Source organism: Streptomyces sp. NPDC107581 (assembly GCF_055657175.1).
In genome coordinates this window covers 59,889-83,020 of the sequence record NZ_JBVKBH010000008.1, presented here as the reverse complement: position 1 = coordinate 83,020, position 23,132 = coordinate 59,889, and the positions used below count along the sequence as shown (strand labels likewise).

The 23,132-nt window shown below is 73.6% G+C and carries 17 protein-coding genes; 5 read left to right on the top strand and 12 right to left on the bottom strand.

Translation table 11 applies throughout. The annotated features are described in order from the left end of the window. Window positions 1-20: 20 nt before the first annotated feature. Complete coding sequence (locus ACZ7P3_RS21715; protein ID WP_472084029.1) at window positions 21-701, bottom strand: hypothetical protein; 681 nt, start codon at window positions 699-701, stop codon at window positions 21-23. A gap of 456 nt (window positions 702-1,157) precedes the next feature. Here ACZ7P3_RS21715 and ACZ7P3_RS21710 point away from each other — a divergent pair, with 456 nt between their 5' ends. Both ACZ7P3_RS21710 and ACZ7P3_RS21705 read left to right on the top strand, forming a co-directional pair. Beyond that, window positions 1,158-2,519, top strand: a complete 1,362-nt coding sequence (locus ACZ7P3_RS21710) for a DUF1266 domain-containing protein (RefSeq protein WP_472084027.1) — start codon at window positions 1,158-1,160, stop codon at window positions 2,517-2,519. A 350-nt stretch (window positions 2,520-2,869) separates the two neighbouring features. After that, a complete protein-coding gene (locus ACZ7P3_RS21705) occupies window positions 2,870-4,213 on the top strand; it encodes a M14 family metallopeptidase (protein WP_472084025.1) in 1,344 nt (447 codons plus the stop codon). On the opposite strand, the gene ACZ7P3_RS21700 is transcribed toward ACZ7P3_RS21705, so the two are convergent. From ACZ7P3_RS21700 to ACZ7P3_RS21675, 6 genes are all read right to left on the bottom strand, one after another. Next, window positions 4,210-4,725: a hypothetical protein gene (locus tag ACZ7P3_RS21700; protein WP_472084023.1), complete on the bottom strand. Its 516-nt coding sequence runs from the start codon at window positions 4,723-4,725 to the stop codon at window positions 4,210-4,212. The two genes, ACZ7P3_RS21705 and ACZ7P3_RS21700, sit on opposite strands and share 4 nt — an antisense overlap. 102 nt (window positions 4,726-4,827) lie before the next feature. Next, window positions 4,828-6,393 (bottom strand): AAA family ATPase, encoded by a 1,566-nt coding sequence (locus ACZ7P3_RS21695; RefSeq protein WP_472084021.1) that lies wholly within the window; start codon window positions 6,391-6,393, stop codon window positions 4,828-4,830. A gap of 74 nt (window positions 6,394-6,467) precedes the next feature. Continuing rightward, window positions 6,468-7,034 carry a hypothetical protein gene (locus tag ACZ7P3_RS21690; RefSeq protein WP_472084019.1) on the bottom strand — a complete coding sequence of 189 codons (567 nt, stop codon included), beginning with the start codon at window positions 7,032-7,034 and terminating at the stop codon, window positions 6,468-6,470. After that, window positions 7,031-7,552 (bottom strand): hypothetical protein, encoded by a 522-nt coding sequence (locus tag ACZ7P3_RS21685; RefSeq protein WP_472084017.1) that lies wholly within the window; start codon window positions 7,550-7,552, stop codon window positions 7,031-7,033. The genes ACZ7P3_RS21690 and ACZ7P3_RS21685 overlap by 4 nt, the downstream gene beginning before the upstream one ends. Beyond that, a complete protein-coding gene (locus ACZ7P3_RS21680) occupies window positions 7,549-9,483 on the bottom strand; it encodes a hypothetical protein (protein WP_472084015.1) in 1,935 nt (644 codons plus the stop codon). Before ACZ7P3_RS21680 ends, ACZ7P3_RS21685 begins: the two co-directional genes overlap by 4 nt. Window positions 9,484-9,544: 61 nt before the next feature. After that, complete coding sequence (locus ACZ7P3_RS21675; RefSeq protein ID WP_472084013.1) at window positions 9,545-10,027, bottom strand: hypothetical protein; 483 nt, start codon at window positions 10,025-10,027, stop codon at window positions 9,545-9,547. A gap of 130 nt (window positions 10,028-10,157) precedes the next feature. On the opposite strand from ACZ7P3_RS21675, the gene ACZ7P3_RS21670 reads away from it, so the two are divergent. After that, a complete protein-coding gene (locus tag ACZ7P3_RS21670; RefSeq protein ID WP_472084011.1) occupies window positions 10,158-11,978 on the top strand; it encodes a caspase family protein in 1,821 nt (606 codons plus the stop codon). On the opposite strand, the gene ACZ7P3_RS21665 is transcribed toward ACZ7P3_RS21670, so the two are convergent. The 5 genes from ACZ7P3_RS21665 to ACZ7P3_RS21645 all read right to left on the bottom strand — a co-directional run bounded on the left by ACZ7P3_RS21665 (window position 11,959) and on the right by ACZ7P3_RS21645 (window position 20,079). Continuing rightward, window positions 11,959-16,185, bottom strand: coding sequence for a CHAT domain-containing protein (locus ACZ7P3_RS21665; RefSeq protein ID WP_472084009.1), 4,227 nt, complete (start codon window positions 16,183-16,185; stop codon window positions 11,959-11,961). The genes ACZ7P3_RS21670 and ACZ7P3_RS21665 overlap by 20 nt on opposite strands. Before the next feature lie 13 nt (window positions 16,186-16,198). Beyond that, complete coding sequence (locus ACZ7P3_RS21660; RefSeq protein ID WP_472084007.1) at window positions 16,199-17,674, bottom strand: GntP family permease; 1,476 nt, start codon at window positions 17,672-17,674, stop codon at window positions 16,199-16,201. 118 nt (window positions 17,675-17,792) lie between these two features. Next, complete coding sequence (locus ACZ7P3_RS21655) at window positions 17,793-18,203, bottom strand: RidA family protein (RefSeq protein ID WP_472084005.1); 411 nt, start codon at window positions 18,201-18,203, stop codon at window positions 17,793-17,795. Beyond that, window positions 18,200-18,964, bottom strand: coding sequence for an IclR family transcriptional regulator (locus tag ACZ7P3_RS21650; RefSeq protein WP_472084003.1), 765 nt, complete (start codon window positions 18,962-18,964; stop codon window positions 18,200-18,202). Before ACZ7P3_RS21650 ends, ACZ7P3_RS21655 begins: the two co-directional genes overlap by 4 nt. Next, window positions 18,961-20,079: a sugar kinase gene (locus ACZ7P3_RS21645; protein ID WP_472084001.1), complete on the bottom strand. Its 1,119-nt coding sequence runs from the start codon at window positions 20,077-20,079 to the stop codon at window positions 18,961-18,963. The genes ACZ7P3_RS21650 and ACZ7P3_RS21645 overlap by 4 nt, the downstream gene beginning before the upstream one ends. Before the next feature lie 125 nt (window positions 20,080-20,204). On the opposite strand from ACZ7P3_RS21645, the gene ACZ7P3_RS21640 reads away from it, so the two are divergent. Both ACZ7P3_RS21640 and ACZ7P3_RS21635 read left to right on the top strand, forming a co-directional pair. Further along, window positions 20,205-21,482 carry an alanine racemase gene (locus ACZ7P3_RS21640; protein ID WP_472083999.1) on the top strand — a complete coding sequence of 426 codons (1,278 nt, stop codon included), beginning with the start codon at window positions 20,205-20,207 and terminating at the stop codon, window positions 21,480-21,482. A 16-nt stretch (window positions 21,483-21,498) separates the two neighbouring features. Further along, complete coding sequence (locus tag ACZ7P3_RS21635; protein WP_472083997.1) at window positions 21,499-23,109, top strand: N-acyl-D-amino-acid deacylase family protein; 1,611 nt, start codon at window positions 21,499-21,501, stop codon at window positions 23,107-23,109. Window positions 23,110-23,132 lie beyond the last annotated feature (23 nt).

Genomic DNA, 23,132 nt, shown 5'->3' with positions numbered 1-23,132 from the left:
TCCACCTCCCGTTCCGGCGGCTACGGCGTGTACACCTGCTCCAGGCTGTGAATGGCTCCGTCGTCGCCCGTCCCGTACTTGAACACCAGGCCGGAGTCGGGGTGCGCCTTGATCCAGTCGATCAGTTCCTGGACGCCGATGCGCTGGTTCTTGCTGCTGGCGACGATGGGGTTGGTGGCGGTGACATACGCGGCCTGGTCGAGGGCCCAGCGGCTGTCCTCGCCCGTGACGACGAACGGCTTGCCGTCGGAGTCCTTGCCGGGGCATCCCCATGCCCCGTGCTGGATGACGAGGTTCACCTTGCCGGTGCCGGCGGGGAGTTCCTCGACGCGGTAGACGGCGATCTCGTCGGGGTCGACATGGTCCGGGTCCGGCGCCTCGGTGGCGCAACCGGCCGCCGGTGCCGGGGTCTTGGCCGACCCGGAGGCCTTGGAGGCGGGCTTCGCCGCGGGCGTCCCGGCACCGGCCGAACCGGGGGACGCGGTCGCGGTGACCCCTGTGCCTCCCGCGCCACCCGTGGCCCCCGTGCCCCCGCCCTTGCCACCGCCGGAGGTGCCGGGCGCCTTGCTCGCCGTGGCGGCGGCGCTCGGTGTGCCGTCGGCTCCGGCGGCCGTGTCGTCCCCCTGGCAACCGGTGAGCACCGCGGCCAGCGCGACGGCCGCGAGCGTGATGACGGCAGGTCTGAGGCGATGAGCGTGCATGGTGGAACGTCCCCCCTGTTCACGGACGGCCCGGACGGCCGCTCCCGGTCCGGGACCGTAGCAACGCCCCGGCGCGCGCCGCACTACCGGAGGAACCTGTGTCACGGACTCCGGACAATGCCGTCACGGGGCACGGATCATGTGACGCGGGACGGACTCCACTCCGTCCTCGGCGGTTCACCGCACCCCACCGAAGTCCGGCCGGCCGTGCGGCCGTGGCCCTGCTGGAGAACGGCCCCCTCCGGCACCGCTGTCGTGGACACGGCCCCCTCCGGCACCGCTGTCGTGGACACGGCCCCCTCCGGCACCGCTGTCGTGGACACGGCCCCCTCCGGCACCGTTGTGGTGGACACGGCGCCGTATACCCCACCCCGCCGAAGCCACCGCCCCCGCGCCTCATAACATGACCACACAAAGCAAGTTGCCTCAGTCGGCCATAAGTTGAAAAGGGCAAACATGTCGTTCGGTCCGCCACCCGCAGGGTTCGGGCCTGCGACACCACCCCCTTCGGATCCGCCGGGCTCCACCCCGGCCCCGTCGATTCCACCGGCCTCCACCCCGCCCCCGTCGGCCTCCACCCCGCCGCCGTCGGCTCCGCCCGCCCCGGCTCCGCCCGCCTGGACTGCGCCGACCTCCGTCGAGCAGGACCTCTTCGAGGCCAAGTCGCGTGAGGACTGGGCCGCCTACTTCGGTACGCTCGCGGACTGCCGTCTGTACTTCGAGATACGGCGCGACGGGGCGGATGCCGAACGGGGCAGGACCATTCCCGTCTTCGGACACGACCCCCGGGTCGCCGGAGGCCGGATCTGGGCCGTGTACACGGAGGGGATGCTGCCCGCGCCGGACCCGCACCGGGTGCTGGACTGGCAGAGCCTCGGGTGGTTCGCCCGGGTGTGGGAGCCGAGCGATCCGTCCATGATCGTGGTCAATCCGGGCAGTCCGTGCGAGGCGTTCCTGCCCTCCGCTCCCCCGCACTCCGCCGCGTGGGCGCAGTACAAGGCGCAGGGTCCGCTGAACCGCGCAAGGGTGCGCACGCTCCGGGTCGGCGGGCCCCTGGAGGGATCTGTCGCCCAGGGGCTGGCCTGCGGTGCGCTGCTGATCGTGCGCTACGGGTTCCCCTGGAACGCCATGGCGCATCACGGCAACGGCTATCCGGGGGAGCGCAGGGCGCTCCGGGAGTGGTGGGGCGTCACCGGCCGGGAGGAGTGGAGGGAGCAGCAGAGCGCCCTGCTCGACCCCGACGGCGCCAACCAAGTCTGGGAGTTCGCCCTCGGGCTGCGCCGCACCATCGCCCGGGACTTCGGCGGCCATGTCGACACCGCCTACTGGCGTGACATGGTCGCCCGGGTGCTGCGGGCCCGTGCGGGCGGCGAGACCGTCATCACCCCGGACGGGGTGACCAGCACCCCCGCCGCCCCGGAGGCGGAGACCGAGGCGCGGATCAAGGGTGTGCAGCATCTCGTAGGGCGCATCACCCGGTACGAGGCGCGCTTCCGGGCCGACGGGATCCTCGACGAGAACCGGTTCGTCACTTCCGTGGACGCCTGGAACTTCGGCCGGGCCTCCGGCATGGCCCGCTGGGGGCTGGCATCCCGGTACTGCTCGCTGAAGGAGGCCGAGTCCGCCGTCGTCGAGGCGGGCCGGGCCGCCGCACGGTCGTACAAGTCCTGGCAGGACTTCGCCGCCGGGTACATCCTCGGGCGCTGTCTGCACTTCGACGACGAGGAGTTCGGGGAGTGGTACACGGACATGGCCGACCTCCACCGGCTCCTGATGTCCGACCCCGAGAGCCCCTGGCTCACCGTTCCCTTCAAGTGAGGCGCCGCCCTGTGCGTCTCGGCGGGTGAGGCCGCCTTCTCCGGCACGACTGCGTACTGCGGGCGGCAGCATCACCCCGGTCACGAGGACCTGCTCGCCGGCGGTCCCGGCCGCATCGGTCGACTCCGGCCGGCCCCGCACTGAGCACCCACGCGAACAGCCGGTGGCCGCGGCTGCTTTCCGATGGTGACACCTTGGCACACTCTTGACCCGGCCATGCCAAGCCTTCACCATGAGCGCCAGCCCCGCACCGTCGCACTGAAACACCCCCCAGCTCCCCCAGCTCCACTCCCCACGTCCGGGCGACCCCCGCGGTGACCCCGGAATCCCTGGAGACTCAAGGAGAATTCATGCGACTCCGCATCCGCGGCTCCGGCGCGCGCGGCAGCAGACGTACCGCTGTCCTCGGCACGCTGCTGGCCCTCGCGCTCGCCGCCCCCGTGGCGGCCACCGCCCCGCATGCCGCCGCCGACAGCGCCCGCAGGACCGCGGCCTTCGGCGACGGCATCCTGCAGTACGAGATCCATCGGAGCACCACTCCCGTGACCCGTACGGCCATTCAGCAGGCCGGCGTCACCGTCGACGAGGCCGACGAGGAGACCGTCGTCGTCTCGGGACGGGCCGGGCAGATCAGGAGGCTGCGTCAACTCGGCTATGAGGTGAGTCCGTTGGGCGCGGCACCCCGGCGCTCCGGTACCCGGCCGTACGACTTCCCCGGTGCCGACTCGAAGTACCACAACTACGCCGAGATGAACGCCGAGATCGACCAGCGGCTGGCCGCCCACCCGGACATCATGAGCAAGCGGGTGATCGGGAAGTCGTACGAGGGCCGGGACATCGTCGCCATCAAGGTCAGCGACAACGTGGGCACCGACGAGGACGAGCCCGAGGTCCTCTTCACCGCACACCAGCACGCCCGTGAGCACCTGACCGTCGAGATGGCGCTGTATCTGCTGCGGGAGCTGGGCGCCGGGTACGGGAGCGACCCCCGGATCACCGGCCTCGTCGACAGCAGGGAGATCTGGATCGTCCCCGATCTGAATCCGGACGGCGGGGAGTACGACATCGCCACCGGGTCGTACCGGTCGTGGCGCAAGAACTGGCAGCCCAACTCCGGTTCCTCGTACGTCGGGACCGACCTCAACCGGAACTGGAACTACAAGTGGGGCTGCTGTGGCGGGTCCTCGGGCTCGAAGTCGTCCGAGACGTACCGTGGCTCGGCCGCCGAGTCCGCGCCCGAGGTGAAGGTCGTCGCCGACTTCGTGCGCAGCCGGGTCGTCGGGGGCAGGCAGCAGATCAGGGCCGGGATCGACTTCCACACCTACAGCGAGCTGGTGCTGTGGCCGTTCGGGTGGACGTACGCGGACACGGCTGCCGGGATGACCGCGGACGACGCCGCGGCGTTCAAGGCCGTGGGGCAGAAGATGGCCGCCAGCAACGGGTACACCGCCGAGCAGTCGAGTGATCTGTACATCACCGACGGATCGATCGACGACTATCTGTGGGGTACACAGAAGATCTTCGACTACACCTTCGAGATGTATCCGACGTCCGCGTTCGAGGGCGGGTTCTACCCGCCCGACGAGGTCATCGAGCGGGAGACGTCCCGGAACAAGGATGCGGTGCTGCAGCTGCTGGAGAACGCCGACTGCATGTACCGGGCGATCGGGAAGGCCGCCCAGTACTGCAGCTAGGCCTCCTCGAAGTACGCGTCCAGGACCGCGTCCAGCTCCGACTCCCACTCCTTGAAGCGCGCCCTGGCCGTGGCCTCGATCTCGATCGGGTACCAGCGGCGTTCAGGGGTGTGCACCGTGATGGTGAAGCGCTTGCCGAAGCGGGGGGACTCCGTCTCGACCGCCGCGATCTCCTCCCAGCGGAACTCGCACTTCTCCTCGTCCAGGCTCAGACGGATCCCGCGGTGGTCGGCGACGAACCTGGCGCGGCGGTCGGAGGCCTCGAAGACGGGGCCGTCCTCGGGCGCCGCCTCCGCTTCCTCCGGCTCGGCCGAGGCGTCGGCGGCGTGCGCCTCCGGCTCCTCGGCGGGCTCCGGCGCCGACGGCTGCTCCGCCTCCGCCGTCGGCTCCGCGTCCTGCGGCTCGGCCTTCGCGGGCGCGGTGAGCCCGGGGATGAAGGCCGGGTCGAATCCGGCGCCCTTGACGGGCTCGCCCTCCAGGGGCTTGCTGCTCGATCCTATGCGCTGCTCCACGGCGGAAGTATGGACGACATTCCTGTGCCGGAACCAGTCGGACCACCCGGCACATGGGTTGACCCTGGTCACGGCATCGGGGTGCCGGCCGGTCGGCTCCGGTCACTCGTCCATGAAGACGATCCTGCGGGTGCGGCCCCCGTCCCCCGGTACCGGCGTCACCGCCGCCCGGCCCGCCGGCACCGCGCGCTCGCGGCCCCAGGCGCGGATCTCCTCGATCTGCTCGGGGTTGCTGACGCTGAGCGGGCGTACCTGGGCGAAGGTGTCCATGACGTAGGAGTCCTTCAGCCGGTCGAAGCCGCCGCGGCGCACCGCCTCCTCGCCCACGTCGTGCAGCGCGGCCTCCAGGTCGGAACCGGCGAAGCCCTCGGAGAGGTCGACCAGACGGTCGAGCTGCTCGGCAGTGGGCTCGGCCTGGAGGTAGCGGTGGTGGTAGATGCGGATGATCTCCTTGCGGTCGTGGGCGTCGGGCAGGTCCACGAAGAAGAGTTCGTCGAAGCGGCCCTTGCGGAGCAGCTCGGGGGGCAGGCTGCGGATGTCGTTGGCCGTGGCCACGACGAACGCGCGGGACTGGGACTCCTGGAGCCAGTACAGGAACTGGCCGATGATCCGCTGCGGCACGCCGGACATGTCGTCGCGGCCCGCCAGGCCCTTCTCGATCTCGTCGATCCACAGGACGCAGGGGGCGACCCGGTCGGCCATCGCCAGCGCCTCGCGGAAGCGGCCCTCGGACTCGCCGAGGTACTTGCCGTGGATGCTGGCCATGTCCAGCCGGTACAGGGGCAACTGCCAGTCGTGGGCGATCGCCTTGGCCGACAGCGACTTCCCGCAGCCGGGTACGCCGACCAGCAGGACGCCGCGGGGCGGGCGCAGGGCGGTGTGGCGCAGGTCACGGGAGATCATGTCGTGCTTGCGTTCCAGCCAGGTACGCAGGCCGGTCAGGCCTCCGATGGCGTAGTCGCTCTGCTTGAGGTGGACCCGTTCCAGCCCGGTGAGGTCGCTGAAGATGCGGTCCTTGGCCTGGGCGAGGCCGAGGACGTCCTCGCGGCGGATGGCACCCTTGGCGGCGATGGTCGCCATCAGGTTGACGCACTCGGCCTCGGTGACGCCGCTCAGGAACTCGGCCGCGCGGCGGGCGTCCTCCTCGGTCCACTCGATGGGGATGTGGCCGTGGTGGTCGCCGAGGAAGCCGCTGAGGATGCCGTACATCTCCTCGGAGTCGGGCAGGTCCAGGCGCAGGCTCATGCCGAGGCGCTGCAGGCCGCTCCAGATGGGGGTGTCCGTGATCAGGACGATGCTGCCCATGTTGCTGTCGGCCAGCCGGGCCAGTTCGGCGAAGTGACGGGTGACCGGGGTGTCCGACTCCAGTTCGTCGGGGTCGACGAAGACGACGGTGGCGTTGGCCCGGCTGCCGAACTGGGCGGCGGCGAAGTCCATCGCCCCGGCCAGCGAACGGTCGTCCTGCACGGCCGCGTTGCTGCGCAGGTCGCGCAGGCCGGTGGCCCGGGTGTAGATCCAGAACGGCATGCTGCTGCGCCGGGACTGGGTGGCCGCCTCGCGCAGCAGGCGCAGGGCGCGCTGCTGTTCGATGGTGCGCATCGCGATGACCGGGACGCGGGCGGAGATGTAGCTGTCGAGGTGGCTGAGGCTCTCGGCGTAGTTCGACATTCGGGGTTCGGGCCTTCTGGGAGGGTGGGGTGCGGGCGGCGGGGCAGCGGCGGAGCGCCCCTCGGTCGGTCGCCTCAGCCGGGCACGATGCGCCGTCTCGGCGGGGCCGCCGGGTCGTACGACCAGCCGCCCGCGTTCGGCACGCCGCCGTGCGGCGGTGCGGTGAGCGTCGCGGTCAGCGCGTTGTCCCGCAGGGTGCGGCGGCGGCGCTCCACCAGGCGGGGATCGGCGCCGCGCCGGGCCTCGTCGTCCAGGCTCTGCTCCAGCTGGCCCTGCACCTGGGTGATCTGGCCGTCGACGATCCCGGTGAGCGCGGTGCGCAGGTCCTCCGGCAGGCCGGGGTGGGCGGCCAGGGCCCGGATCGTGTGCAGGCCGGTGCGGGCCTGGGCGAGTTCACGACCGTAGGAGAACTCGTCCCTGGCCTCGTTCAGGGCGCGGACCAGATGGGCGGCCCAGGCGGTGAGCCGGGCGCCCAGGGCGGCACCGAGGTGCTCGCCCAGCCGGGCCCAGGTGTCGTCGTCCCACTGCTCCTCGGGGAGGGCGGGCAGGCCGGCGGGGTCGACCGGCTCCAGGGCGGACCAGCGGCGCAGGAAATCGACCCAGGCCTGGAACGGGCCGCCGTCGCCCCACAGCCCGCTCATGCGGTGCTGCCCGGCCGGCGTACGAAGGTCTCGCCGGGCGGCAGCGGCTCCCAGTCGGGCAGCCCCTCGACGACCTTGCGGAGCCTGCTGGTGATCCGTTCCTGCTGCGGGCGGCGCTGAGCCGCCCACGGCGAGCCCTGCGCACGGCCGGCGTCGGCGGAGGCGGCCCAGGGGGAGGCGGCCTGCGCTGCGCCCGCGCCGGGGACGGAGGCCGTCGCGGGCCGGGAGACGACGCCGGGCTGCGGGGCCGTCGCCGGCTGAGGGGCGGCGCCGGGCTGCGGGGCCGTGGCGGGCTGCGGGGCCGTGGCGGGCTGCGGGGCCGTGGCGGGCTGCGGGGCCGTGGCGGGCTGAGAGGCCGCGGCCCACGGGGACGACGGCGGGACGGCGGTGGCGCCCTGCGCCGGCACCGTGGCTGCGGGCTGCGCGCCCGTGGCCGCCCGGGAGCGCTGGTCCGCGGCTGTGCCGGGCGCCGGCGCGGTGGGGTCGGGCTGGTGGGCGGGCGGCGGTGGGGTGCTCATCGGGCGCTGTCCTCCTTGGCCTCGAGCGGGGTCTCCTGGGGTTCGGACGAGGTCGTCCGGGGTTCGGACGAGGTCGTCCGGGGTTCGGACGAGGCCGTCCGGGGCTCGCCCGAGGTCTCCTTCGCCTGCGGATCGCCTGCCGGCCGTTCGCGGGGCGACGGCTCGGCCGGGGTCTCCTTGCGTACCGTGCGTCCCTCGTACGGGGAGGCGCCGCCACCCGCCGTCGGCAGCGTGGCGATCAGCTCCCGCACCTTGGCCTCCACCCGGTCGGCGGCGGTGAACTTCTCGTACCAGTCGGTGAGTTCGGCCGAGGCGCCGCGCAGCTGGTGCAGGGACTCCGTCCTGGCCCGCTCCAGCAGCTCGCGGGCCGCGGCCTGGGCGCGTGCCGCCGTCTGGGCCTGGTTGCGCAGGATCAGGCCCCAGACCAGGGCGACGATCGCCGCGGCGCCGATCGCGAAGACGGGCCAGCTGCCGACCAGGAAGAGGAGGATGGCCGCGACAACACCGGCGAGCGGGGCCGCCTTCTTCAGCCACGGGAAGGCGAGCCCGTCCACGAAGGGGCGGGTGTAGTGGTCCCAGTGGTCGCTCAGGGACTTCTCCAGGGACGCCAGCGGCTGGGTGAACGAACCGACCCAGGTGGGCAGTTGGAAGAGCTGCGAACCCACCGTGTGCGTGGTGGCGAACTGGGCCTGGACGTCCTGCGGTACGGCCGCCCGGTAGTCGCGGGTGTGGCCGGCGTGCGCCTGCTGGAACCACTCGTGGCAGGCCGCGACGGAGAGCCGCTGGGTGGCCGGCGAGGTGCCGATGGCCTGCGGGTTGAGCGCCGCGGTGGTCTGCACGGTGAGGTAGTCGAGGGTCTCCTCGTACGACGCCGAGTCCGCGTCGGCGGACGTGCGGGCCACGCCGAGGTCGCCGTCGTGGTCGACCACCGCCTGGTTGAAGGCTAGGTCGCGGCGGAGCGGCAGCTCCTCGTTGTCGTACTCGGAGACGAGCCGGTCGAGGATGTCGTCGACGGCGTCCTCGATGCGCTCGGACGGCCGGAACTCCCGCTCCATGACGGCCCGGTACTTGTCCAGCAGGGGCTGCTGGCCGCGCGCGGAGGAGAGCACGCCGTCGAGGGTGACCCACTGCGGGGACAGGGCGGCCAGGCGCGGGAACTCCGCGGCCTGGGAGGGGCCGCGCAGGGACTCCAGCTCGTCGCGCCAGCGCCGGACCTGCCGGGCCTGGGCGTCGGCGCTGTCCATCAGCTGGGCGCGCCACTCGGCGAGGGTGCGGTCGAGCAGTTCGCGGCCGACGAGTCCGAAGGCGCCCTGGGCGATGGCCTCCAGGATGACCGCGAACTCGCGGCCGAGCGCGGCCGGGTCCTGGGCGAGGAGGTAGTGCCGCAGCCAGCGCACCGCCGCCTCGGAGCGGCCCTGGCGGCGCAGGACGAGCGCGAAGAACAGGGAGGTGCGGTCGGGCGAGCGGCGGAACGCCTCGTCGACGGCGCGGTCGCACAGGGTGCGGTCGTCCGCGGACCAGGAGGCGAGGGCCACCAGGGCCGGCGCGAGCCAGTAGCGCGGGGTCTGGATCATCAGCTGGTCGCTGACCATCCGGACGTTCTCCTCGGAGACCAGGCCGACGTCGAAGGCCTGGAGCATGCCGACCGCGGTGCGGCGGACCGTCTTGTGGTGGCCGAACTCGTGATCGATCTTGTCCTCGATGACCCCGATGCGGGTCTCGGCGCGCTGCACGTTGGCGGTGGCCTCGGCCTGCCGGACGAAGGCGAGGAACTCGTCGCGCAGCTGCTGGAGTTCGGTGCGGGTGTGGTGCTGGTTTGCCTCGACGGTGGAGACCTGGCCGGAGACGGAGCCGACCTGTTCGCTGAGTCTGATGACGAGGTTGCTGACTTCCTGCACCTTGCGGTGCAGCGCGAGGTCGACCTCGGACATGCGGAACTCCGTTCGCGTGCTGCGGGGTGAGCGGGCAGGGGTGGGGATCAGGGGGCGGAAGTCAGGGGCGGACGACGGTGCCGTCGTCCAGGACGGGCAGGATCAGGCCGTCGTCGTAGACCTCGACACAGGCGTAGCCGCCGGAGCGGGCGAGCATGCGGGCGGCCGAGAACGGCTCGGGCATGGGCTCGGCGGCGGAGAAGTGCCGGACGATGACGCCGAGGAGGCTGAGCTGGTGGTCGACGTAGGGCGGGCCCAGGTGGCAGCGGGCGACGTAGCCGAGCGGCACCGAGCCGTAGGCGGTCGTGTACTGCTCGCGCAGCCAGTCGGCCAGTGACCGGCAGGCCTGCTCGTCGAGTCCGGCGTCGAGCCGGCCGACCGCGTCCAGCAGCTCGCGGGAGCGCGGTGTGTACAGCGCGCGGCGTACGGCGCCGGGTGCCGGGTTCGCGGGCGCGGAGGCCCTCTGTGCGCCCAGGCCCGGCTGAGCGCCCGGGCCCTGTGGTGCCGGCCGCACGATCCGGCGCGGCCGTTCGGTGTTCCCCATGTGTCCCCCGAGAGTCATGGGTGGTGAGCGGTTGTGCGATGCACGGAAGGTGAAGGTTAGTGACGTCACGTCAAGAGTGCATCCCGGTACGCCGTATTGACCACCACGTGACAGTGGCAGACTCTCCTCCATGGGGAGGATCAAGGCGCTCCTGGTGGGCATCGACGACTATCCGGCGTCCGTGGCGGGTGCGCTCGGCGGCTGCGTGAACGACGTCACCGAGGCGCGCGGGCTGCTGACGGAGCTGGCCGGCGGACAGGCCGACATCACCGTTCTGCTGAACGACGAGGCGACCGTGGACGCCGTCACGGACGCCGTGCTGCGGCACCTGGGCTCGGCCGGTCCCGGGGACTGCGCGCTGCTCTGGTTCTCGGGGCACGGCACCCAGGAGGCCGCCACCGGCGACGATCTGCTGATCGAGGCGACGGGCCTGAACCAGGCGCTGGTGTGCGTGGACGGGCCGCTGCTCGACAAGCGGCTGGGCGCGCTGCTGGACCGGGTCGCGGCGGGCGGCGCGCAGGTGACGGCGGTGCTGGACTGCTGCCACTCGGGCGGTGCGACGCGGGAGGCGGAGCTGACCGCGCGGTACGCGCCGCCCCGGCCCGGCTGGGACCTGGGCGGGCCGCAGGTGCGCGGGCCCGGCGGGCCGCCCCGGCATGTGCTGCTGGCGGCGAGCCGGCTGGACGAGCCGTCGTACGAGGGCTGGTTCGAGGGGCGCCGGCACGGGGCGTTCACGCATGCGCTGGCCGGCGCGGTACGGGCGGCCGGGCCCGGCGCCACCTGCCGGGAGCTGCTGGCGGGGGCCGCGGCGCGGGTGCAGCGGGCGGGCAGCACCCAGCATCCGGTGCTCTACCCGGACCTGCCGGGCGGCGCGGCGGACCGGCCGCTGCTGGGCGGTACGGCCCGGACGGCGGGCCCGCACCTGCTGCGGTACGGCGCCGACGGCTGGGAGGTGGACTGCGGTGCCGTGCACGGGCTGCGGGAGGGCGGTGCGCAGGCGCAGGACACCACGTTCGCGGCGCTGGAGGAGGGTCCGGGCCGGGGTGCCGTGCGGGCGGTGGAGGTGTCGGCCGCGCGCACGCTGGTCGCGCCGGTGGACTGGGAGCCGGAGCCGGAGCGGGTGTATCCGGTGGCGCTGTCGCAGGTCGCGCTGGAGCCGGCCAGTGCGACCGTGGACGGCTCCCCGCGGGACGTACGGTGGCTGGCGGGCGGACTCGGGCCGCTGGTACGGCTGGTGGAGGGGCCCGAGCAGGCGCACGGGCTGCACTTCCGGGTGCGGGTGCGGGACGGGCGGGCGTCCGTCCTGCGGCGCGACGGCACGGAGTTCACGGCGCCGCTGCCGTTCGGGGGGCCGGGAGACGCCGGGCGGGTCGCGGACTGCCTGGCCCACCTCACCCGCTGGCACCAGCTGCGCGACCTCGCCCCGCGGCCCTCGCTGCTGGACGGTCTGGTGGAGCTGGAGATCGTCCCGTGGGGCGGGGGCGAGCCGCTGCGGCCGGACGCCTCGGGTGAGATCGTCTGCGCCTACGGCAGCGGTCTGCGCCCGCCGCGGGTGTCGATCCGCCTGCACAACCGCTCGGCCGACCGGACCCTGTGGTGCGTGCTGCTGGATCTGACCGACGGGTATGCGTCCGGTTCGGCGCTCTTCCCGGGTCACTTCGTCGGACCCGGCCGTACGGGCCATGCGCTGGACGGCGACCCGGTGCAGCTGTCGCTGCCCGCGTCCCGGGCCGCCGTGCCGGGGGCCGAGGTCCGGGACTGGCTGAAACTGATCGTCGCCGACCGGGAGTTGAACACGCTGCCGTTCCAGCTGCCCGCCTGGGACCGGGTCACCGGGCCCCGGGACCTGGGTCCGGTGGTGGGCGCGGCGGGCCGCTGGACGGCGCTGACCGTGCCGCTGCGCACACGGGTGCCGGACCCGGGGACGGGCGTCAGTGGCCCAAGTGGGTGAAGCCGGCCCAGGCGCTCAGGTCGTGCGGGTCGATGCGGCGGGCCCGCTCGGCGAGGAACCGCGGCAGGCCGGGCGGTAGTTCGCGTCCGGGGTTGAGCATCCAGAGCTGGGCCCGGCGCAGGGCCCGCGCCGGGGGTTCGCCGTCGGTGCGCAGGAAGTGGTGGGTGAGGAACATCAGGACCGAGGTCGCCTCGTCCGGGACCGGCCACAGCGAGCCGACGACCGAGCGGGCGCCGGCCGCGAGGAAGGCGGTGGCGAGGGTGTAGGCCTCGTTGTGGCCCCGGCCCGAGACATGACTGCGGCAGGCGGCCAGCAGGACGAGGCCGAGCCGGTCGCCGCCCGCGCCGGTGATCTCCTCGGCCGCCAACTGGCCGTCGTCCAGGGAGAGATAGGCGCTGCGGCGGGTGTTCGCGGCGACGGAGGCGTGGCAGGCGAGGTGCAGCACTCCCCCGTCCTCGGGCGTCTCGCGCAGCCAGCGCAGCACCTCGTCCGGGGTGCCGGGGCCGTCGGTGGGACCGGTGGTGCGGCGGCCGAGGAAGCGGGCCCCTGGGTAGAAGGCGCGCTGGACGGCGTCGGCCTCCTCGCCCGCGTGCCGCAGGTCGCCGGTGGGGTTGCCGACGATCAGGGCGGCGCCGGTGTGCTCGGCGGCGGGCCGGGCGGCCACCTGGCACAGCAGGCGGGCCGAGGCGGCGTACGACATCTCGGCGGCCTGCAGTGCGTACTGCCGACCGCGCGGGCCGCCCTCCTGCCAGGCCGCGTGCCAGGGCACCAGACCCAGCTTCCCCATGGGGACCAGCACCAGCCTGGGCATCCGCCCGGCGGGCATCTCGAAGGCCTCCAGCAGGGGCTTGACCGCCGCGTACCAGGCCCAGCCGCACAGCCGGTCGAGCTGGGCGCGCAGCGAGTCCGGGGCGGCGGGGCGCCATCCGGGGACGGGTCCGAGGTCGCGGGGACCGGCCTCGCGGGACGGCCCGGCCGCGGGGCCGTACTCCTTCAGCGGCGCCGCGTCCTCCGTCAGGGTCGGCAGGGGTACGGCGTGCACCGTGCCCTTCGATGTGACGACCAGGGCGGTGCCCGGGGTGTCCTCCGTGCTCGGCACCAGGTAGACCAGGGCGTCCTTGGTGAGGGTGCGCAGGGCCTCGGCGATCTCGGCGGGGGCGGGCGGGTCGAGGAGCCGGGCCTGGTGGGTGCCGCCGAGGGCGGCCAGGACGCGGCGGCGCAGGGTGCTGGGGACGGCGAGCGGGGTCCGGACGGCGGTGAGCGGGTCGGCGGGCTGTTCGGCCGTGTCGGCTCCGGTGGCCCGCCACTGCTCCGCCAGCTCCGTGTGGCCGGTGGCGGTGAGCAGGTCGGGGACGGTCGCGGAGGTGAGGGCCGCGTGCAGGACCAGCCCCCGGCAGGCGTCCAGGGCCTGGAGGGCCTGCTCGGGTTCGTCGTCGCGCAGGCACCAGCCGGCCACCTCCAGTGCCGCCCGGGTGGCCTGCGCGGCGGCGACCGTCGCATGGTCGGTGCCGGACTGCAGCAGCGCGGCCCAGGCGTGGCCGCGCAGCGACTCCAGGCCCGTGGCGCGGGCGCCGTCCCGGTCGCGGCGGTGCAGGTCGTCGCGGGCGCGGCGGGCGCGGGCGAGCGCGAGGCCGGTGTCGGCGTAGAGGCGGTGCTCGGGGCCGCCGGTCTCCGCGAAGGCACCCTCCAGCAGGGCGATGCCCTTGGCCAGACGTTCTCTGCGGCGCACCCGGTCGAACTCCAGCTCGGACAGCGCGCAGTGGGCGATGCCCAGTCCGTTGGCGTAGCGCAGCCGGCGGTCGCCGCCCGGCTCGCACAGCTCGTGGGCCTCCCGGAGCAGGCCGATGGCCGCCGAGATCCCGGGCCCGTCCTGCTGGGTGGCGGCCTGCACGAAGCGGGTCATGCCGTTGTCGCCGAGCACCCAGGCACGGTGGTCGCGGGGCAGCCGCTTCGCCTGGCGGCGCAGTTCGGACGCGCTCGGCCGGGCCCGGAACGGGGGCAGCGGGGGCACGCCGAGGTGCTGGGCGAGGTTGTCGCGGCCGGCGCGGGTGTTCTCCAGGTGGGTGAGGATCTCGATGCGGGAGGGTTCCTCGTCGCCGAGCGCGGCGTGTCCCTCGGTGAGCTCGGCGATGAGCCGGTCGGCCTCGGCCAGGTCGCCGCGCCGGATGGCGGCGTGCGCGTCGAAGCCCGCCTGCTGGAGGTCCATCAGGGTGCGCAGATGGGCGGGCAGGGCGGGGTCGGAGCGCAGCCGGCGCCAGGTGGCGGCGCCGGCCTCCATGTCGTCGTCGGCGCCGCCGGTCTGGCCGCGGTGGCTCTGGGCGACGAACCGGGCGAGGGCCAGGCCGTGACTGTGGTCGTCGCCGAGGCCGCCGACGGCCTCCGCCCGGTCGAGGTCGGCGAGCACCTCGTCGAGCCCCGCGGTGGAGCCGGCGCTCATCTCCTGGTGCAGCCGGGCGACTCCGCTGACGGCATGGGCCCGGCCCCGCCAGGCCGGGTCGCACTCCGCCCGCTGGAGCACCGCCTCGCTCAGCTCGCGCCGGTGCTCCGCGGTGACGTAGGTGCCCTCCGGGTCCACCAGGGTGAGGTTGCACAGCATCAGCGCGGCGAGTTCGGCCCGGCCGGGGTCGTCCGGTCCGAGGGAGCGCAGCCGGGCGAGGGCCTGTTCGAAGCCCTGGATGCGGCGGTGCTGTCCGGCCACGTCCCGGCCCATGCCGCGCAGGAACTCCTCCTCCCCGAAGTCGACGAAGGCCCGGCCCTCGCGGAAGTCCTCCAGAAGGGCTCCCATGCTCTGCTTGAGCTGTTCGAGGTCGAGCCCTTCGGGCCGTCCGTCGGTCTCGGTGAGGACACCGTGGTCGGCGAGGGTGAAGCGGGCCCAGCCGTCGAGCATGCGGGCGGTCTGGGCGAGATGGTGCGGATCGTCTCCGGCGTCCAGGACGAGGGCGGCGGCGCGCAGCACGTCCTGGGCGCGGGCGGGGTCGGGGTCGTCGTGGTGGCGGGCCTGCTGGAAGAGGGCGAGGAACAGCGCGGTGGCGGTGAGGTCGCCGTCGCGGTCCGGCACCCAGGTGTCGAGGGCGCGGCGCAGCAGGGCGATGCCGCGGTCCCGGCCCGCGGGGTCGTCGCGGGCCGCGGCCCGCTCGTAGAGCAGCCGCCCGAACAGGTCCAGGTACTGCGGCAGCAGCTGCTCCTCGGCGCCGGGCCGTTCCAGCAGGCGGCGCACCTCGACCTCGGCGGCCAGGCAGTGGCCGAGGTCCTGCCAGGTGGACCAGATCAGGGCGCGTACGAAGAGGGCGTTGACCTCGGCCTCGAACGCCCAGTCGGGTTCGGGGCCGCCCGCCCGGCGGGCCTCGGTGAGGGCGGTGTCGAAGGCGTCCCGGGCCTCCTCCAGCCGCTCGCGGTCGGCCCGTGCGCGGCCGTGCACCAGGGTGGCGAGGCCCAGGCTGTGGCGCAGGTGGGGGATGTCGGCGGGCGGGGCGGTGTCGAGGAGGGCGCGGTAGTGGCGGGCCGATGCGTCCGCGGCGTCGATGTCGCCGAACTGCAGGGCCCGTTGCAGGAGCAGGAAGCCGGCCCCGGCCCGCAGGTCGGCCTCCTCCTCGCTGCCCGGCTCGGCATGCTCCAGGGCGTCCGCGTGCCGGCGCCGGGCCTCGTCGAGCAGCTCGGCGGAGTCGGGTGCGGCGAGGTAGCGGAGCTTGGCGCAGAGGGCGAGCAGATGCCGGCCCCACTCCCGCTCCCACGCGAAGCCGGGGTCGCCGACGAACGGCCCCGCGGCGCCGTCGGCGCCGTCAACACCCTCAACGCCCTCAACGCCCTCAACGCCGCCGACACCGGTGACGCCGGTGACGCCGGTGACGCCTTCGACCAGCAACTGCCACGCCTGCTCCAGCAGTTGCCGGTCGCCGCCGTCCTCGTACTGCACGGCCCGCAGATGCCCGAACCGGATCCGCCAGGACGCCCACGGCGGATCGCCCCCGGGGCTGCGGAAGGCGTGCTCGAACGCCTCGACGGCCAGGGCGAGTTCCTCGTCCCGGCCGTCGTCCCGCCGCAGCAGGTAGAGCCGGTGGCTCAGCTCGCCGGCGTACCCGCACAGGGCGGGCGTCCCCGGGTGTCCGGCCGACTGCCGGGCCAACTGGTCCAGCACGGCGTCCCGTTCGGCGGTGATGTCACCGATCGGGTCGGCCTGCTGGGCGTCGAGGTCGGAGGAGGAGGTCACGTACCCATACTGCCTACACGAACAGGCTCACGACCCCGGCTACGGCGAACCCCGCCACCGACAGCACCGACTCCAGCGCCGTCCAGGTCCGCAGGGTGTCCCGCTCGCTGATGCCGAAGTACTTGGCGACCATCCAGAAGCCGCCGTCGTTGACGTGGGAGGCGAAGATGGAGCCGGCGGAGATGGCCATGATGACGAGGGCGGCGAAGGCCTGGGAGTGGTGGTCCTCCGCGAGCAGGGGCGCCACGATGCCCGCCGTCGTCACGATCGCGACGGTGGCCGAGCCCTGGGCGACCCGCAGCACCAGCGAGATCAGGTACGACAGCACGATCACCGGCAGTCCGACGCCGTGGAAGGTGTCGGACAGGGCCTGGGCGACCCCGCTCGCCTTGAGGACCGCGCCGAAGACACCGCCCGCGCCGACCACCAGCAGGATGTTGCCGACCGGCTTGAGGGACGATGTCGACACGCTCTCCAGGGACTTGCGGGACCAGCCGCGCCGGATGCCGAGCAGGTAGTAGGCGAGCAGCAGGGCGAGGGTGAGGGCGACGAACGGGCTGCCGAAGAACTCGAGCACCGAGCGGCCGGTGGAGGGGTCGAGGGCGATCGAGGAGAAGGTGGCGGCGAGGATCAGCACCAGCGGCGTGCCGATGATGGCGAGGACCGTGCCGAGCGGCACCGGGTTCTCCTGCGGCGGGACCCCCGCCCTGCGCTGTTCGGCCACCACGGCCTGCCGGGCCTCCTCGGCCGCCTCGACCATGTCCTGCGGTACGGCGACGAAGATCCGCCTGCCGATCCAGGCGGAGTACGCCCAGGCGGCCAGGACGGCGGGGATGCCGCAGACGATGCCCATGAGGACGACCCAGCCGAGCTGGACGTGGAGCAGTCCGGCGGCGGCGACCGGCCCGGGGTGCGGGGGCAGGAAGGCGTGGGTCATGGACAGGCCCGCGAGCAGCGGCAGGCAGTAGAGCAGGATCGACTTGCCGCCGCGCTTGGCGGCCGCGTAGACGAGCGGCGCGAGGACGAAGATGCCGACGTCGAAGAAGACCGGGATGCCGAAGATCAGGCCGGTCAGGCCCATGGCCAGGGGCGCCCGGCGTTCGCCGAACAGGCCCAGCAGACGGGATGCCAGCACCTCCGCCCCGCCGCTGACTTCGAGGATCGCGCCGAGCATCGTGCCCAGCCCGATGATGATCGCGACATGGCCGAGGATGCCGCCCATGCCGGACTCGACGGTGGACACGGCGTCGGAGCGCTGCACGGTGCCGAAGAGTTCGGTGACCGAGAGGCCGGCCAGGAGGCCGACGGCTATGGAGACGGCGAGGAGGGCGACGAAGGGCTGCAGCCGGACCTTGATGATCAGGAAGAGCAGCAGGGCTATGCCGATGCCGGCGACGGTCAGCAGCCCGGGGGTGCCGTCGAGCAGGAGGAGCAGGCCTCCGGTGTGGGGTGGTGCGGCGGGGGCGGTTGCGGCGAGCGGGAAGGACATGCGGGGGTCCTCTGGTTAAGTGCATCGTGCTTTCGGGCAGGGAGGATCGCGGCACGGCGCCCCGAAGGGGTGCCGTGCCGTGCGGAATTGCGGGAGGTGGGGGAAGGATCGCCAGGTCTCAGCCGAGTACGGCGAGGGCGTCGATCTCGATGAGGAGTCCGGCCGGCAGACCGACGTAGACCGTGGTCCGGGCGGCGGGGGGCCGGGTGAGGCCCTGCTCCTCGAAATAGGTGTTGTAGATGGCGTTCATCTCGGCGAAGTGGTCCACGTCGGTGAGGTAGACGCGGATCATCATCACGTCGTCCCAGCCCGCGCCGCCCTCTTCGAGGATCGCCTTGACGTTGGCGAGGGTCTGCAGGGTCTGCTCGCGCAGGGTGGGACCGGCCGGCGTGGGGGCCTTGCCCTCCTCGGCGGGCAGAAAGCCGACCTGGCCGGCGACCTGGAGGATGTTGCCCTTCTTCACGCCGTGGGAGAACTTCGCGGGCGGGGTGGTGTGGGTCTTCGGGGTGAGCGCGGTCTTCTCGGTCATACGGGGGTGCCCTTCACTGGCGTTCTTCCGGAGTACTCGCCGCTGATCGCGTCCGCGCTGCGGCGCACCTGCGGGAGCAGGGTGAGGAGTTCCTCGGCGGTGACGACGACGTTCGGCGCGGACACCGACATCGCGGCGACCACCCGGCCGTCGGCGCCGCGGATGGGGGCCGCGACACAGTTGATGGACTCCTCGTGGCCGCCGAGGTCGGTGGCCCAGCCCTGTTCGCGCACCTGCTCCAACTCCCGCAGGAAGGCCGCGGCGTTGGGGGTGGAACGGGCCGTGTAGAGGGGGTAGTCGAGCTGGTCCGCGAGGGCGCGGCGCTCGGGTTCGGGCAGGTCGGCCAGGAGCAGTTTGGCGACGGCGGCGACCGTGATGGCGACGGGCTTGCCGATCCGCGAGTACATGCGGACCGGGTAGCGGCTGTCGACCTTGTCGATGTAGAGCACCTCGTTCTCCTCGTACACGGCGAGGTGCACGGTGTGGCCGCAGCTCTCGTTGAGGCGGACGAGGTGGGGGTGGGCGATCTCGCGGATGTCGAGGTTCTCCATCGCCTCCTGGGCGAGGGCGAAGAGGCGGGCGCCGAGCCGGTAGCGCTGGTCCGACTGGCGGTAGACCAGGCCGTGCTCGTGCAGGGTGCGCAGGAGTCGCAGGGCCGTGGACTTGTGGACGCCGAGCCGGTCGGCGACCTGGCCGAGGTCGGCGGGGCCCTCGGCGAGCAGCGGCAGGATGCTCAGGGCGCGGTCGACGGTCTGACTCATGGGGTGTTCGCCTCCTCCGTGGCCTGCTCGGCTTGCGTCCAGCCGGGGCCGAGTCGAAGTCTCCCCCATGCCTCGTCGTCCAGGGCGGCCAGCCGGTCGGCGTGGCCCGTCCAGGAGGGGCGCCGCGCGGCGGCTCCATGAGGGGCGGCGGCCGGGTGGCGGGCGGGAGGGAGGGCGAGGTCGCCGTGCGTGGTGAGCGCGGCCGCGGCCATCAGGTGCCCGTGCCGGAGGCGCTCGCGCGGGGGCAGTCCGCGCAGGGTGCCGGAGAGGAATCCGGCGGCGAAGGCGTCCCCGGCGCCGACATGGGCGACGACGTCCACGCTCGGGGCCCTGACGAAGGTCGCGGTGCCGTCGCCGTCCTGAAGCCCATCGGTGTTCCGGTCGAACGCGGTCGCCCCGCCCCCGCCCTGCTTCACGACGACGGTCCGGGGCCCGGGCAGCGCCTCCAGGACGGCCCGGCCGCCGTGCAGCCCCCATGCCTGACGTGCCTCGTCCTCGCCCACGAACACGATGTCGGCGCCCCGCGCCAGTTCCAGCAGCACCTGCGGCCCGTCCGCGTCCGGCCACAGCGCGGGCCGGTGGTTGACGTCGAAGGAGACCAGCGGGCGGCCGGGCCGTGGCGCCGTCAGTTCGCGCATCAGGTCCAGGCAGTCGCCGGAGAGCGCCGCCGTGATGCCGGACAGGTGCAGCAGCCGTCCCGCGCGTACGGCGGCCAGATCGAGGTTCTCGACGGACATCGCGGAGGCCGCCGAGCCGGCCCGGTAGTACGCCACCTCGTGCGCGTCGGTGGCCCGGTCGGCCGCCGTGCGGAAGTAGATGCCCGTCGGCCTGTCGGCGTCGACGCCCACGGCGCTCGTGTCGACCCCGTACCCGGCGATCCGCTCGACGAGGTGCTGCCCGAACCCGTCCGCCCCCACCCGGCTCACCCACCGCGCCGCGTGGCCCGCCGCCGCCAGCGCGCAGGCCACGTTGGACTCGGCCCCGCCGATGGCCCGCTCGAAGGCGGGGACGTCGGCGAGGCGGCCGGGCCGGGTGGGCAGGAAGGTGACCATGGACTCGCCTAGCGCCACGACATCCACAATGTCAGGGGCGTTGCGGGTTCCGGTGGCGGTCACGATCGTCGCAGCTCCTCAGTGGTGGGAGTCCGTTGACCCCGTGTTGGCCGAGATGTTAGACAGCAGTGAGCGACATACGCAATGGACGTTGCAGTAAGTGCAACGCACCAGATCAGGGAGGCCCCATGGCCCGCCAGGCCGGTACCGAAGCACTCGCCCGCCTCGCCGAGGAACGCGTCGACCACCGTTTCAAGGGCCTCCCCCCGGACGCCGCGGGCCTGACCGTCGCCGAGCTGGCCGCCCAGCGCCGCAACCTCTTCACCGACGGCTTCACCACTCCGGTCCTCGCCCTGTCCGCCGAGCGGCTGGAGCACAACCTGGCGCTCATGGAGACGTACACGACCCGGCACGGCCTCGCCTTCGCCCCGCACGGCAAGACCTCGATGGCCCCGCAGCTCTTCGAGCGCCAGATCGCGCACGGCGCCTGGGGCATCACGCTCGCGGTGCCCCACCAGGTGTGGGTGGCCCGGGCGTTCGGGACCGAGCGGATCTTCCTGGCCAACGAGCTGGTGGACCCGGCCGCCCTGCGCCGGATCGCCGCCGACCTGGCGGCCGACCCCGCCTTCCGTTTCGTCTGCTACGTCGACTCCGTGCGCGGGGTCGAGCTGATGGACGCGGCCCTGCGCGGCGCCGCCCGCCCGGTGGACGTCGTGGTGGAGCTGGCCGCGGGCGAGGATGCCCGCACCGGTGTGCGCACCGAGGCGGAGTGCGCGGCCGTCGCCGACGCCGTGGCCGCCGTGCCCACGCTGCGTCTGGCCGGGGTCGCGGGGTACGAGGGCGAGGTGCCGCAGGCCGACACCGGGCGGGTGACGGCCTATCTGCGGCGGCTGACGGCGCTGGCCGCCGCCTTCGACAAGGAGGGCCGGTTCGCCGGGCTGGACGAGATCGTGGTGAGCGCGGGCGGCAGCGCCTGGTTCGACGCGGTCGCCGAGGTCTTCGCGGAGCTTCCCGAACTCTCCCGGCCCGTACTGAAGCTGCTGCGCTCGGGTGCCTACGTCTCGCACGACGACGGCCACTACAGCAGGCTCACCCCGTTCGCCCGGGTCCCCGAGGAGGGCGCCCTGGAGCCGGCCTTCCGCCTGTGGGCGCAGATCGTCTCCCGCCCCTCGGCCGAGCAGGCCTTCGCCAACGCGGGCAAGCGCGACGCGGCCTACGACCTGGACCTGCCGGACGCCCAGGTGGTCCGCCGGGACGGCGCCGAGCGCCCGGCCGCCGGCATCTCGGTGACCGGCCTGTCCGACCAGCACGCCTGGCTGCGCACCTCGGCCGAGGCGGACCTGGAGGTGGGCGACTGGATCGGGCTCGGCCTGTCCCACCCGTGCACGTCCTTCGACAAGTGGCAGCTGATCCCGGTGGCCACGGCGGACGGCACGGTCGTCGACTACGTCCGCACGTTCTTCTAGAGAGCCGGAGAGTGCCGTGGAGGACCTGGTCATCCGGGACGCGGACGTCGTCGACGGCAGCGGCGCGGACTCCTACCGCGCCGACGTCGTGGTCGCCGGCGGCCGCATCGTCTCGATCGTCAAGGAGGCCGCGGCGGCGGGCTGCCAGCGCCCCCGTGCGCGGCGGGAACTGGACGCCGACGGGCTCGTCCTCTCCCCCGGCTTCATCGACATGCACGCCCACTCCGACCTGGCCCTGCTGCGGGACCCCGACCACAGCGCCAAGGCGGCGCAGGGGGTCACGCTCGAAGTCCTCGGCCAGGACGGTCTCTCGTACGCCCCGGTGGACGACCGAACGCTGGAGGAGGTCCGCCGGGCGATCACCGGCTGGAACGGGTACGGCGACGACGTCGACATGGACTGGCGGACCGTCGGCGAGTACCTCGACCGGCTGGACCGGGGCATCGCCGTCAACGCCGCCTATCTGATCCCCCAGGGCACGGTCCGTGCGCTCGCGGTCGGCTGGGAGGACCGGCCGGCCGCCCCCGCCGAGCTGGACCGGATGCGGCAGCTGGTCGCGGAGGGCCTGGAGCAGGGCGCGGTCGGGCTGTCCTCCGGGCTCACCTACACGCCCGGCATGTACGCCGGGGACGCCGAGCTGACCGAGCTGTGCCGGGTGGTGGCCGGGTACGGCGGCTACTACTGCCCGCACCACCGCTCCTACGGCGCCGGCGCCCTGGAGGCGTACGCCGAGATGGTGGAGCTGACCCGGCGGGCGGGCTGTGCGCTGCACCTGGCCCACGCCACCATGAACTTCGGCGTCAACAAGGGCCGCGCGGACGACCTGCTGACCCTCCTCGACCGGGCCCTGGACTCCGGCGCGGACATCACGCTGGACACCTATCCCTACACCCCCGGGTGCACCACCCTGGCCGCGCTGCTGCCGAGTTGGGCGAGCGAGGGCGGCCCGCAGGAGGTCCTGGCCCGGCTCGGCGACCCGGCGACGGCCGAGCGGATCCGGCACGATCTGGAGGTGACCGGCTCGGACGGCTGCCACGGGGTGCCGGTGGAGTGGGAGACGATCGAGATCTCCGGGGTGAGCGACCCGGCCCTCGGGGACCTCGTCGGCCTCACGGTCCCCCAGGCGGCGGCCCGGCGCGGGGAGAGTGCCTGGACGACCGCCCGCCGCCTGCTGACCGAGGACCGGCTGGGCACGACGGTCCTCCAGCACGTCGGCCACGAGGAGAACGTCCGCGCGATCATGCGGCACCGCGCGCACACCGGCGGCTCCGACGGCATCCTGCAGGGCACCAAGCCGCACCCGCGGGCCTACGGCACCTTTCCCCGCTATCTCGGCCACTACGTGCGGGAGTTGGGCATCCTCACGCTGGAGGAGTGCGTGGCCCGCCTCACCGGGCGGCCCGCGGCCCGGCTGCGACTGCCGGACCGCGGTCTGGTGCGCGAAGGGTACCGGGCCGACCTGGTCCTGTTCGACCCGCGGACGGTCGCGCCCGGCGCCACCTTCGCCGAGCCCCGCACGCTGCCGGCCGGCATCCCCCACGTGCTGGTCGACGGCCGTTTCGTCATCGAGGACGGCCGGCGCACGGACGTACTGGCGGGCCGGTCGGTCCGCCGTACGCCCGTGTGACCCGACGACCGGGAACCGCGGGT